The organism is Olegusella sp. (genome assembly GCF_057238325.1).
The window spans coordinates 402,254-415,627 of sequence record NZ_DBHHGF010000001.1; the positions used below are offsets into that span (position 1 = coordinate 402,254).

14 protein-coding genes are annotated in these 13,374 nt (G+C 49.7%); all 14 read right to left on the reverse strand.

What is annotated here, in order from left to right; genetic code table 11:
* Positions 1-20: 20 nt before the first annotated feature.
* Positions 21-929, reverse strand: coding sequence for a DNA-processing protein DprA (locus ACO5JD_RS01885; protein WP_021625324.1), 909 nt, complete (start codon positions 927-929; stop codon positions 21-23).
* 12 nt (positions 930-941) lie between these two features.
* A complete protein-coding gene (locus ACO5JD_RS01890) occupies positions 942-2,435 on the reverse strand; it encodes a YifB family Mg chelatase-like AAA ATPase (RefSeq protein WP_035438035.1) in 1,494 nt (497 codons plus the stop codon).
* 1 nt (position 2,436) lies between these two features.
* Complete coding sequence (locus ACO5JD_RS01895; protein WP_021625326.1) at positions 2,437-2,850, reverse strand: YraN family protein; 414 nt, start codon at positions 2,848-2,850, stop codon at positions 2,437-2,439.
* 174 nt (positions 2,851-3,024) lie between these two features.
* Positions 3,025-3,810 carry a ribonuclease HII gene (locus tag ACO5JD_RS01900; RefSeq protein WP_021625328.1) on the reverse strand — a complete coding sequence of 262 codons (786 nt, stop codon included), beginning with the start codon at positions 3,808-3,810 and terminating at the stop codon, positions 3,025-3,027.
* 100 nt (positions 3,811-3,910) lie between these two features.
* Positions 3,911-4,255: a 50S ribosomal protein L19 gene (gene rplS / locus ACO5JD_RS01905; protein WP_484987230.1), complete on the reverse strand. Its 345-nt coding sequence runs from the start codon at positions 4,253-4,255 to the stop codon at positions 3,911-3,913.
* Between the two features lie 213 nt (positions 4,256-4,468).
* The gene (gene ppdK, locus ACO5JD_RS01910; protein WP_021625330.1) at positions 4,469-7,198 is read right to left on the reverse strand and encodes a pyruvate, phosphate dikinase; all 2,730 of its coding nucleotides are present in this window, start codon (positions 7,196-7,198) and stop codon (positions 4,469-4,471) included.
* A gap of 184 nt (positions 7,199-7,382) precedes the next feature.
* Entirely contained in the window at positions 7,383-7,787 is a 405-nt protein-coding gene (locus tag ACO5JD_RS01915; protein ID WP_021625331.1) for a kinase/pyrophosphorylase, read from the reverse strand.
* Between the two features lie 68 nt (positions 7,788-7,855).
* Positions 7,856-9,952: a glycine--tRNA ligase subunit beta gene (glyS, locus tag ACO5JD_RS01920; protein WP_484987232.1), complete on the reverse strand. Its 2,097-nt coding sequence runs from the start codon at positions 9,950-9,952 to the stop codon at positions 7,856-7,858.
* Positions 9,953-10,858 (reverse strand): glycine--tRNA ligase subunit alpha, encoded by a 906-nt coding sequence (locus ACO5JD_RS01925; protein ID WP_484987234.1) that lies wholly within the window; start codon positions 10,856-10,858, stop codon positions 9,953-9,955.
* Between the two features lie 92 nt (positions 10,859-10,950).
* Entirely contained in the window at positions 10,951-11,499 is a 549-nt protein-coding gene (lepB, locus tag ACO5JD_RS01930) for a signal peptidase I (RefSeq protein WP_484987236.1), read from the reverse strand.
* 1 nt (position 11,500) lies between these two features.
* Positions 11,501-12,208 carry a tRNA (guanosine(37)-N1)-methyltransferase TrmD gene (gene trmD / locus ACO5JD_RS01935; protein WP_035438107.1) on the reverse strand — a complete coding sequence of 236 codons (708 nt, stop codon included), beginning with the start codon at positions 12,206-12,208 and terminating at the stop codon, positions 11,501-11,503.
* Positions 12,209-12,220: 12 nt separating this feature from the next.
* Positions 12,221-12,556, reverse strand: a complete 336-nt coding sequence (locus tag ACO5JD_RS01940; protein WP_232204020.1) for a ribosome maturation factor RimM — start codon at positions 12,554-12,556, stop codon at positions 12,221-12,223.
* A gap of 177 nt (positions 12,557-12,733) precedes the next feature.
* Complete coding sequence (locus ACO5JD_RS01945; protein WP_021625337.1) at positions 12,734-13,051, reverse strand: KH domain-containing protein; 318 nt, start codon at positions 13,049-13,051, stop codon at positions 12,734-12,736.
* Between the two features lie 3 nt (positions 13,052-13,054).
* Entirely contained in the window at positions 13,055-13,372 is a 318-nt protein-coding gene (gene rpsP, locus ACO5JD_RS01950) for a 30S ribosomal protein S16 (RefSeq protein ID WP_035098157.1), read from the reverse strand.
* Positions 13,373-13,374 lie beyond the last annotated feature (2 nt).

Below are 13,374 nucleotides of genomic sequence, written 5' to 3' on the forward strand. Positions count from 1 at the left end.
GAAGGCTCATCGAAAAACGGTCATAGGTGACCTGTATTTTGTCCAATTCTAGCGCGTGTATTCAAATAGTCAGCAGTAGGAGCATAACGACCATCAGGAAGTCGCTCAACAATATTTTTGGTCTCATACTCAGAAAGTGTCCGCAAAAGCGTGAGGGGATCCATGCCTAAAGTCGTAGCCAGCTCATCAGGTCGCGTAGCAGAGGCAATGAGAGCAGACAGCACTCTCCCCTCCTCTGCAGGTATTTGTCCTGTCCAGGCGCGGAGACAGCCAAAATCAAGAGCAATCATGGCTTCTAAATCTTGCTCACTGCATACCATTGCGGCACCATCGGCAATAAGGCGATTCGTACCAACTGATTGGGGCGAAAAAATTGAGCCAGGTACTGCATAAACTCTTCGTCCTAAATTTGTCGCAACCTCGGCTGTACTAGTAGTCCCCGAACGAACACCTGCCTCACACACAAACAAAACCTCTCCTAAAGCTGCAATGAGCTGATTACGTTTAGGAAAAGCCCAACGTTTGGGAGGTCGACCCCAACACTCCATAGAAACTATCGCACCACCCTGGGCTAGGGCCCCCTCAAAGACGTCACGTGAACTGTCTGGATACACAAGATCGGCACCTGTTCCACAGACCACTATGGTCTTTCCACCAGCGGCAAGAGCTGCACGTGCCGCGGCACTATCGCAACCACGTGCACCACCAGAAACTACGCAAAGTCCGCACTCAGCGGCAACACGTCCTGCCATGCGTGAAGCTGCAATACCATAAGGAGTTGCCTGCCGGGCACCCACTACAGAGAGTTTTCGTTCTGCTAATACATCTAGGTCACCATACACATAAAGAGTATCTGGAGGCTTTTCTAACAATTCTAATTCTGTGGGATATGCTTCATCTCCTAAGTGCAATTCATGACTTGTATACATACTTTTGCCTCTCTATGAACTCATCGTACGATACGAACATGCTTCGATAATGTCAGTACTGTTTACTTCATCCCGACAGTCCAAATCTGCAATTGTCCTTGCTACTCTTACAACTCGTGAAATAGCTCTACCTCCAAAAGACTTTCTTCGAGCAATATCTTCCAAGGTGTTTTGAGCTTTAAGATCGAGTGCGGCAATTTCAGCGAGGCTGCTTGTATGCAATTTTTCATTACGTGCAACTCTCCATGCGCAAAACTCTCGAGCTTGACAGACAATCTCTTTCATCTGAGTAGAACTTGTACCTAACTCCCCTTGAATAACGCGCGATTCCTTAGGTCGTGTCACATTAACCTGCAAATCAATACGATCCATTAAAGGGCCGCCAATACGTCCTTGGTAGCGAGTGATTTGCCCAGGACTACAGGTACATACATGCCCTAAATCACCCAGATAACCACAGGGACATGGGTTGGCAGCAGCAACTAATTGAAAGGCACAGGGAAATCTATAAATACCATCTACGCGAACAATGCGCACTTCTTTATCTTCAAGGGGCTGGCGTAAGGCTTGCAGGGTAGCTGGAGCAAATTCTGGCAGCTCGTCCAAAAACAAAATGCCATGATGGGCTAACGATACCTCGCCAGGCATAACAGGTCTGCCACCACCCACCATGCCTGCATATGAAATAGAATGATGAGGTAATCTAAAAGGGCGAATCATTTGAAAACCCTCAGCTAGGGGTTCTCCTGCCAAGGAGTGAATAAGCAGCACCTCTGTCTGTTCTTCCGCAGCTAAGCTTGGGAGTATAGTGGGTAGGCGCTTGGCAAGCATGGTTTTCCCTGCCCCAGGAGGGCCCACCATGAGTAAACCATGGCCGCCTGTAGCAGCCAAGCAAAAAGCACGTTTGGCTATCTCTTGGTCTATAACATCGGCAAAATCAAGGCTATTTGACAGCTTTGGGGTTTCTAAAAACTGAGTTTGCTTGTCATAAGCTAATCGGTCCACCCCCTGTTTAAGCTGGTTCAAGCTTGTGAGTACCTTCATATGTGATGCCAAATTTGCTGGTAAAGCCTCTCCTGCCCCCGATATCAACTCCAAACCCATTTCATTGGCAAGAAGCGCATAAGCGACCATTCCTCGTACAGCAGCTACCCCACCATCCAATGCGAGTTCCCCCACAAAAAGGCAGTTATCTAGATCTGTATGGGGAATTTGTCCGGTAGCAGCAAGAGTTGCTACCGCTATAGGTAAATCCAAACCACTCCCCCGCTTTTTCAGTTCTCCAGGAGCAAGATTGACCGTAATATGGAGTCGTGGCAATTCATAGGCAGATGCCTTACAAGCACAGCGCACGCGTGGCCGCGCTTCCAAGACTGCGGAATCAGGCATACCAACAATGGTCATCCCAGGAATTCCAGCAGCAAGAGATACCTCTACGGTTACAGGAAGAGCTTCGGCTCCCCTAATAACTGCTGTATGTACTGCAAATCGAGACTGTGTTGCCATTTTATTCATCCCACACATAAGCATGGGGAATGTAGCGTACATGGGCGTTGTGCTGACCATATACGTTAAGTGCAAGCACGCTAAAATACACCTGTGTCTCAAGAGAATGAGCGCTGAGATACATCAGCGCAATATCGCGATAGCGATGTTGCTTGGCTTGATTAACTGCCTCTTCAGGATATATCGCTGAAGCTTCCTTGGTGGTATATCGTGTTTTCACCTCAACGAGGTGAATATGCTTCTTATCATCAATCGCAACGATATCTGCCTCTCCAGCAGAACAAATCCAATTACGCTCTACAATTTTTAGGCCAATAGTTTTTTCTAAATAACGACAAGCTAAGCACTCACCTAGATGACCTAGCTCCTTTGAAGTCAACTCTGAAATTGGTTTTTCACGCTCTGCTGCTTCCAAAATTTCTCCCTTCTCGGTCCCTCATAAGACTTTGAAGAAAGCAACTTGGATTTTGCTTGTTACCAAGCTGACCTTCAGCTGCAAGCAGTCTTGCAATTGCAGCTGCATAACAAGGCAGTCCAGCAGCAATATCTCAACTGACAAGAATCGCAAAAGTGTGGCACAAAAATATTCTTAAAAAAGCGATGGCATTTCCACAAAGTTGCTGCAAAAACTTACACGATGAAGAGGTGTGAGTCCAAATCGCTTAATTGCGGCAATATGTTCTGCAGAACCATAGCCTTTACAAGAAGCAAAGTTGTATTCAGGATAACTTTTGCCATACTCAATCATCAGTTGATCTCGTGTCACTTTGGCAACAATCGAGGCTGCGGCAATTGAGGCAATCTTTGCATCGCCTTTAACAATCGTACGCTCCTTGGGATGAGCATGAACGGGATTTCCATCAATCAAAACAGAGTCTGGTTCAACCCCTGTATCAACAATAGCTTCACTCATTGCTTGTCTAAGCGAAGCTGCCATACCCTGTTTATCGATTACATCAGCAGGTATATGGGAAATACCTATAGAAACTGCCACGGTCTGAATTCGTAAAGCAAGCTCGCGTCTCTGCTGGGGACTCAGTTGTTTGGAGTCATTAACACCCAAAATCTCTGGCTCATCTGGCAATACCACTGCTGCCACGGTCAAAGGTCCTGCTATTGCGCCTCTACCCACCTCATCTACACCCACAATGATGCCTGAGCCACCAAGTTCTCTCTGCAGGCGATACATCCCCTGCACACGGCTGCATTCCTGCAAGAAATGTTCTTGACGCCTACGTGCACTTTTTACCGCTTGTTGCACCTGACTCCTCGGATCTTCTGCGTAGCGAGAAATCAAGTCATCTAGTTCATCATGAGAGGCAGTTTTAAAAAGCCCCGCTATCTCTCGTGCTGTCGCAGCATGCTCCACAGACATCCTCCCTCATTTTATTCAAATAAAATGTAGCACAGCAAGCCCATAGCACAAAAAAGCCGCCCCGAAGGACGGCTGAAGCACTCTTTTTGTTGCACTAAAACTAGATACGCTTCTCGCGAAGACGAGCAGCCTTGCCAACGCGATCGCGGAGGAAGTACAGCTTTGCACGGTGTACTTGACCATGACGAACAACTTCGAGCTTTGCAATCTTGGGAGAGTGCATGGGGAATGTACGCTCAACACCAATGCCAAAGCTAAGCTTACGAACCGTAAAGGTCTCGCGAGCACCTTCGCCACTAATGCGAATAACATCACCCTGGAAGACCTGCAGACGCTCGCGCTCGCCTTCCTTAATGCGGTAGTGCACCTTGACGTTATCGCCAACGATGACGATGGGGATATCCTCACGAATCTGCTGACGCTCAATCGCCTTGATGTAGTCCATGAAACTTCCTGTCTTCTCGTCCAGAGGTGCCGCCAACTCAAGCACGGCACATGGCATGTTTACACACTGTGAGTCATTTTAAGCGTTTATCAAGCCCCTTACAAGTACCAATAAAGGTTTTTGTCTGCCGTATCACATAAGCTACGTGCAATTTCACAAAAAAGAGGAGCCCCGAGAGGCTCCTCCCAAAATCAGTTTGATGCAAAAATCAAACTAGTCAAGCTTGGCTTGTGCTGCCGCAAGGCGTGCAATAGGCACACGGTAGGGCGAGCAAGAGACATAATCTAAGCCGAGCTTGTAGTACATGTGAATAGACTCAGGGTCACCACCGGTCTCGCCGCAGACACCACAAACAATGTCAGGATTGCCCTCATGACCGCCCTCAACACCAAGCTTAACGAGCTTAGCAATGCCAGGATCGAGTGTCTCGAAGGGGTTGGACTTGAGAATCTTACGGTCAAGATACTGAGGAACAAAAGCAGACTCAACGTCGTCACGAGAGAAGCCAAAGCCCATCTGAGTGAGGTCATTGGTGCCGAAGGAGAAGAAGTCGGCATGCTTTGCAATGTCATCAGCGATGACAGCAGCGCGAGGAATCTCAATCATGGTGCCAACGGGGATGGAGAGCTCGACACCCTCTGCCTCGCTCACAGCCTTGATTTGAGCCTCAACCTGAGCGCGAACCTGCTCGAGCTCGGTCTCAAGAGAGACAAGAGGAATCATGATCTCAGGCTGAGGATCGAGCCCCTCCTTCTTGAGCTGAGCCATAGCGGTGGCGATTGCACGGGTCTGCATATCATTGAGCTCGGGATAGACGATGCCCAGACGGCAACCACGCAGGCCAAGCATGGGGTTGGCTTCCTGATAGCTGTCAAGCTTCTTAAGGAGAGCTTTACCCTCGCTGACATCCTCGCCCTTTGCCTCAGCGCGTGCGAGAGACACCTCAAGCTCACGCGGGGACTCCAAGAACTCATGCAGGGGGGGATCAAGCAGACGCACGATGACAGGTAGACCATCCATGGCCTTGAACATCTCGTAGAAGTCGCCAATCTGAGCCTCATACAGCTTGGCAATAGCCTCGTCCTTGGTTGCCTGATCCTCGGCAAGGATAAAGGACTGAATAAGCTGCTTGCGGTCACCCAAGAACATGTGCTCGGTACGGTCAAGACCGATACCAGTTGCACCAAACTCACGGGAGAGCTTTGCGTCAGCAGGGTTGTCAGCATTGGCGCGAACCTTGAAGACGCGACCAAGGGACTCGTCATTAGAAATCTCGTCAGCCCACTCGAGGATGGTACCTAGGTCACCAGCGAGCTCGGGGCGAACCAACTCAACGGCACCGAGGATGATATTACCCGTGGAGCCATCAATGGAGATGACGTCGCCTTCCTTCAAAACGATGTCGGTACCAGCAATGGTAGCTTCCTTCTTGGCGACATCAATCTGGAGGGACTCGCAACCACATACGCAGGGTGCACCCATACCACGAGCAATAACTGCTGCGTGAGAGGTCTTGCCACCATGGGAGGTCAAGATGCCCTCAGCGGCAACCATACCGGCAAGGTCATCGGGAGTGGTCTCCCAGCGAACGAGAACACAGGGCTTGCCAGCTTCTTTATAAGCAACAGCGTCAGCAGAGGAGAAGACGACAGCGCCTACGGCTGCACCAGGAGAAGCGTTCATACCCTTAGCAACGACATCATACTTTGCCTTGGAGTCAAACTGAGGGTGGAGCAGCTGATCAAGCTGATCGGGAGCAACGCGGGAAACAGCGGTCTTCTTGTCGATACGGCCCTCTTCAACCATCTGGATAGCAACACGAAGTGCAGACAGAGCAGTACGCTTGCCAACACGAGTCTGCAGCATCCAAAGCTTGCCCTGCTCAATGGTGAACTCGAGGTCCATCATGTCGGCGTAGTGATCCTCAAGAATCTCGAAGACACGGAAGAGTTCCTTGCCTGCCTCCTCAAGACCGGGGACATGAGGAAGATCGGCGATAGGCTCAGTGTTACGAATACCAGCAACAACGTCCTCGCCCTGAGCATTGACTAGGAAGTCACCGTAGCGCTCATTGGTACCATCAGCAGGGTTGCGGGTAAATGCAACGCCAGTAGCAGAGGTGTTGCCCTTGTTACCAAAGGCCATGACCTGCACGTTGACAGCAGTACCAAGCTCATCGGGAATCTTGTTCTGCTTACGGTAAAGGATGGCGCGCTCGGTATTCCAAGAACCAAAGACTGCCTGCTCGGCAAGACGGAGCTGCAGGATGGGGTCGTGGGGGAAAACAGCCTTGCCGTCAACCTCAATCTCAGGATACTTCTCGACATCAACGTTATCAGCAAAAATCTGCTTGAACGTAGCAACAAGCTCTTTAAGGTCATCAGCATCGAGCTCAGTATCAAGCTTAACGCCCTTCTCGGCCTTCTTGGCATTGATGGCATCCTCGAAGAGCTGACCAGAAACGCCCATAACTACGTCAGAGAACATCTGGACAAAACGACGGTAGGAGTCGTAAGCAAAACGGGGATTGTCAGTCTGCTTGATAAGACCCTGAACAGAGTCATCATTCAGACCAAGGTTCAAAACCGTATCCATCATGCCAGGCATGGAGAAAGGAGCGCCGGAACGCACTGAAACCAGCAGAGGATCCTCAGCGTCACCGAGCTTCTTGCCCATACGCTTCTCGAGATCCTTACGGTACTCGTCAATCTCGTCGAGTACACCTTCAGGCCAAACATTGCCTGCGCCAGAATACTCAACACAAGTCTGGCAGGAAATAGAAAATCCTGGGGGAACAGGAAGACCAATATTGGCCATCTCGGCGAGGTTTGCACCCTTACCACCAGTAATCCACTTTGCCTTGTCGACGGTCTCGCCTGCGACCTCAGTCACATTCTTACCGTTTTCGTCAAAGCCGAACCGGTACACGTGCTTTTCAGCCATACGCACTCCTTGATTCGTTGCTTTGGGCAGCCAAAGCTACCCCTGTACCAACAACAGCATGATAGCGCAATCCAGCACTTAAGCTGAATTCAAATTAATAAAGCCAGACATACAGACCATCATTTCCGCACTACGAGGAAATATTGGCCTGCTGTCTAGCTCAATTTTTCACAATATGAGCAGGTTATGCGAGCTCTTGCACAGAAATTTCTGCACGATGACCACTGATACTTGCGGGCTCAGAACCCGTAAGGCTAGCAATAACCGTGATGGAAGGACCGAGCAAGTCAACAGAAGGAATACCCCTACTGTCGAGCTCGCGCCTAATATCACGGCGAAGATTCTTATCAGCGATCGTGTGGAAAACAGCCGTAGGTGTATCCTCTTCGCGATTCTTGTCAAGGTAGTCACAAACCATCTCAACATTGTTTACATTGCCCAGCTGCTTAACAACAATCGCGCCATCCTCAAACTGGTCAGCCGCAGCCTCTACGACGCCGACCGCAGTCTTGCCGCGAGCGTCAGAGAGAACGAATACGACGGGAAGGGGCTCTTCCCCAATCTCCTCACCGATGAAGTCCTCAGGCATGAATGCGTTCCTTCCTCTCAAACCGGACCTTTGTGTCCGACTTTGTACACATGACAATGCGTGCATACCTAGCGTTTGCGGGAAAGTACTCCGATATCCGCCACGTCTGCGAAGACATTTGCAAAGCGGTTTAACAGCCGAAGCCTATTCTCCCTTAACTTAGTGTCCTCGTCCATGACAAGTACGTCATCAAAGAATCGGTCGATGGGCTCTCTTAATGCCGCGAGAGAGCGACAAGCCCCCTCATAGTCACCTGAAGCCAACGCTTTCTCCACATTCTGTTCACCTTCACAACAAGCTTGGAGCAAGACAGATTCGGATTCAGTAAGTAAAGTTTCGTCAACTTCAATACCCAAATTCTTGTCAGCAAGATGCGCAGCACGGGCGTATGCCACCGCCAAATCATCAAAAAGTTCAGGCTGGCTTGAACGCGCCTCATCAAGAGCATGAGCGCGAGCAAAGAATTCCGCAGGGTCAATTACACCTACCGCAGAAACAGCATCAATGGTGTCTGGAGCAATACCATCTTTTTTGGCCATAGCAGCAAGACGACCTGCAAAAAACTTGACAACATCCGTCTCAACTTCAGCCACATCAAAACTAATACCCTGTGCAGCAAGGCTAGAAAGCGCACAATGAATAAGTTTGCGAAGCTCAAGCTTGGGCAAAACCTTAAGAATAGCAATCACGCCAATTGCTGCACGACGCACGGCAAAGGGGTCTGCAGAGCCTGTGGGCGGCTCACCAATGGCAAACATGCCACAAGCGGTATCAATTTTGTCAGCCAATGCCACAAGCTGCCCAACAACACCAGAAGGCAATTTGTCGCCTGCAAAACGAGGACGATAGTGTTCACGAATTGCATCAGCAATATCAACAGGCTCCCCCGCTGCCTCAGCGTAGTAGCCGCCCATAACACCTTGCTGACTTGTAAACTCAATAACTGCTTGGCTCACAAGGTCTGCCTTGGCAAGATGTGCAGCGCGTTGTGCCTTCTGCGCCAGTTCTTCATTAGCATCCAACTGATGTGCAGCTGCCAAAGCAAGAGCTTCCATACGCTCAACCTTTTGACGCATGCTACCTAGCTTCTCTTGGAAGACAACTTGGCTCAAACGCTCAACAAATTCATCCATCGGAACCTTAAGGTCCTCATCATAGAAGAACTTTGCATCGTCAAGACGAGCCCTAACCACACGCTCATTACCATCGATAACCGTTGCAGCACAGCGAGGGTCAGCATTGCTAACAACAACAAACTCGCAGGTAAGTTTGCCATTCTTGTCATAAATAGGGAAATAACGTTGATTGGAAAGCATGGACTCACAGATAATCTCATGAGGAACAGCAAGAAACTCCTCATCAAACTTACCCACAATAACCGAGGGCCACTCACAAAGGTTGACAACCTCTTGGAAAGTAGCGCGAGGCGTATCAACATGTGCGCCACCACGCTCAGCTTCAATTTGAGCAGTGCCCTTACGAATAACCGCTGTACGCTCTTCTTCACCAAGTACACAAGCAGAGCGCAGAACATCTTCGTAAAGCTTGGGCTCGGCGACTACATGCTCGCCCGCACCTAACACGCGATGACCACGGGTTGTATTACTGCTTGTCACGTCACCATAAGTTACATCTATAACTTCACTACCCAGAAGAGCGCAAATCCAGCGAACTGGACGCACAAAGCTCACGTGCTCAGAACCCCAGCGCTGACTACGGTAGTTAGGCCATTCAAGATGCGAGATGATGTGCTCACATAGTTGGGTCAGCAGAGGCTCTGCCGGACGAGATTCTTCGTGAATCTCGGCAAAAACATACTCGTTGCCATCGGCATCTACATGCCGCCTCAGCTGCTCAGCATTCACGCCTTGTTTACGAGCAAATCCAAGAGCTGCTTTGGTAGGATTGCCCTCTGCATCAAAGGCAATGCGTGCAGCGGGTCCACGACGAGACTCATTGCGCTCCTCGGTAGCACAAGCAACGTCTGCCACCAGAGCAGCTAGTCGACGCGGCGTCGAGATAATACGTACCTTGCCGTGAGACAACCCAAGCTCATCAAGACCTTCGTCCACTAGTTTTCCCAGCTGAGCAACGGCGTTGGAAAGAGGGGCGGACGGCATTTCCTCAGTACCAATTTCGAGAAGAAAATCCTTCTTATCAGCCATTTAGGCCACCTCCTTCTTTTCTGCATCAGACTTGCTTGCAACCTCTGCCAAATATGACTCGCAGCAGGCTTTGGCAAGTGTGCGCACGCGAAGAATATAGTTTGCACGCTCAACAGCAGACAGTGCTCCACGAGAGTCAAGCAGATTAAAGGCATGGCTGCACTTCATAACGCAGTCATAGCCAGGAAGCGGCAACTTGCGGTCAAGGCAGGCGTGGCATTCCCTCTCGTAGTCATCAAATTTCTGTCTCATCATAGGAACATCGGCAACCTCAAAGTTGTATGCCGAAAACTCACGCTCATTTTCAAGGAAGACATCACCGTATTTGATAGCGGTGCCGTCAGGCAGCCAACTCCATACCAAGTCATAAACCGAATCAACTTGTTGGGCATACATAGCAATACGCTCAAGGCCATAGGTAATCTCAACGGGAACAGGGTCAACTTCAATACCACCCACCTGTTGGAAGTAGGTAAATTGAGTGACCTCCATGCCATCCATCCAGACTTCCCAACCCAAGCCCCAAGCACCTAGCGTAGGACTTTCCCAGTCATCCTCAACAAAACGGACGTCATGCTCTGCAGGGTCAAGGCCAATTGCTGTAAGCGATCCCAAATATAGCTCCTGAGAATCAGCAGGGCTAGGCTTGAGTACTACCTGGAATTGATAGTAATGCTGCATACGATTGGGATTCTCACCATAACGTCCATCAGCAGGACGGCGGCAAGGCTGCGGATAGCAGGTGCGCCAAGCAGCGGGCCCCAAGCTACGTAGCAAAGTGGCGGTATGAAAGGTACCAGCACCAACCTCGCTATCGTAAGGTTGCATAACCGTACAACCCTGATCTGCCCAATAATGTTCAAGGGCCAAGATCATATCTTGGAAGCTTAGTGGAGTAGTACTCATAGTCCTGCTTTCCTCTCGTTAACTTCTTTGTACGGCAAAACCATACCTTGATTTTCTTGTCACATCAGTTGCAGCTCATAAAAACTGCGTGTCTACTTTAAGGCACCCCAGCGGTTGAGCGGCCAATAAATCCATACCGCCTCAGAAGTGATGGAACTTATAGGGATGGGTCCAAAATAACGCGAGTCAAGAGAATCTGTACGATTGTCCCCCATAACCCAAACCTGTCCTTCAGGAACGGTAAGGGGATAACTAATTCCACCTGCAACCCAAGTATCGCTTAAAGGTAAAGTGGGAGTCCCCGAAGTATAGGGTTCATCAAGCTTTTTACCATCAACCCAAACTGCGTTATCCTTGATATCAACGGTTTGACCAGGACCCGCAATGATGCGTTTAATAAGCGTATCGCCTGTGCCTTTAATATCGTTAAAAGTTACGATTTGACCCACCTGAGGCTCATTTGTCCATAGGCTAACTTTCTCACCTATCAGGTGATCCCCTTGCTGGATTGTTTGAAGCATCGAACCTGACGGTACTTCATAAAACTCAACCACATAACGGCGTATCAGCAAACTGGCCCCAATAGCAATAACAAAGACCAACACCCATTGCAGCCAATTGGGAATACCACGTTTTTCCATACTACGCTCTCCCCTTCTGAAGCGCTAAAGAAGCGTCTTCTAGCAAATCGGGACGCCACTTTTGGGTACGTTCCAACGCACTTTGAGCTCGCCATTTTGCAATTTCTGCATGATTGCCTGAGAGCAAAACTTCAGGCACTTTTCTACCTTCAAAATCAGCGGGCCGAGTATATTGGGCATATTCCAACAAACCATCCGAGAAAGACTCATCCTTCGCGCTATTCTCATCACCTAAAACACCTGGTAATAAACGCACTACCGCATCACTCACGACCATAGCCGCAAGCTCCCCACCCGTAAGTACATAATCACCAAGGGAGATAATCTCATCTGCCAGTTCATAACAACGTTCGTCCATACCCTCATAACGACCACAAACAAACAACAGATGCTCTTTTTTGGCAAGGCGTTGTGCGCAAGACTCATCAAAACGCCTTCCGCAAGGTGAAAAGAAAACCACATATGGCAAAAACAAGCTACGGGATTTAAGATCACGCACTGCATCAAAGATGGGCTGAGGCTTCATAAGCATACCCTGGCCGCCACCAAAAGGTGCATCATCCACTGTGTGATGCCTATCATGCGTCCAATCACGCAGATTGTAAGCTTTAAAGCTCAAGATTCCTTTATCCTGTGCGCGGCCCATAATGGAGGCACTCATATAAGGTTCAAAGACTTCAGGAAAGACGGAAAGTGTTTCAATATGCACAGTCTCTCCTCCCTAAACGAGTCCATCAGGCAAATTAACACGAATAACGCCTTGAGCAGGCAACTCGTCAATGAACTCATCAATAGCAGGAATCAACACTTCTTTGTTGCCTTGACGCACAACCCAAACATCATTGGCAGGACCTACCATAATCTCAGAGATGCGTCCCAGTTCACCATACGTGCGGTCCATCACTTGACGACCCATCAGTTCATCCAAAGCAGGACCTAAATCCGCAGGCAACTCTTCTACAGGAGCTAAAAGAGAATGACCTACCAAGGCTTGAGCATCAGAAATACTTGTGACATCGGATAACGAAATCAGCTGACCTGAACCTGCGTTGGTCACATGATTTATCCGATGAAACCTATCTCGCTTGAGCACAGGTGGAACACAAGCCACATGCATACCGTCGTATAACAAGGGGGGAAGCCCAGCGACCGGAGCCGCTACGACCTCCCCACCTTTGCCATGTGTCTTTGTTATACCTGCGACCAAGCGCCAATGTTTGCGCGCCATGGACACCTAACCTACAACCTCTACCTCGACAGAAGTACCCACACGTGAACCAAGAGCACGAGCAAGCGTGCGAATGGCCTTAATCGTGCGACCACGACGACCAATGATACGGCCGGCATCTTCTTCGGCGCAGCTCACCTCAATAAGTGCGCTGCCCTCACGGTCGGTAACATCCAAAGAAACACTATCTTGATCGGCTACCAAACCGCACACGATATACTCCACGAGATCTGCAACCTTGTCCGAGGCGAGCTCCTCGTCGTCCTGAATCTCCTCGACTACGTCGATAGTCTCCTCAGTGACGTCGGCGAATTCGCCGGCCATGGCTTACTCCTCGTCCTGAGCTGCTGCTGCCTTGGCCTGAGCCTTCTTAGAAAGCTTGGCCTTCTTCTCGGGTGCGGGAGCACCAGTACGCACGATGTCCATCAGATGAGAGACGGTAGAGCTGGGCTGAGCACCCTTAGCAACCCACTCATCAATCTTCTCAAGGTCAAGCTGAATGGTCTTAGGGGTGGTCAAAGGATTATAACGACCAACCTCCTCAATATAACGACCATCGCGAGGCATACGGCCATCAGCGACGACAACACGATAATAGGGACGCTTCTTGGCACCGTGACGGGCCAAACGAATCTTGACTGCCAATG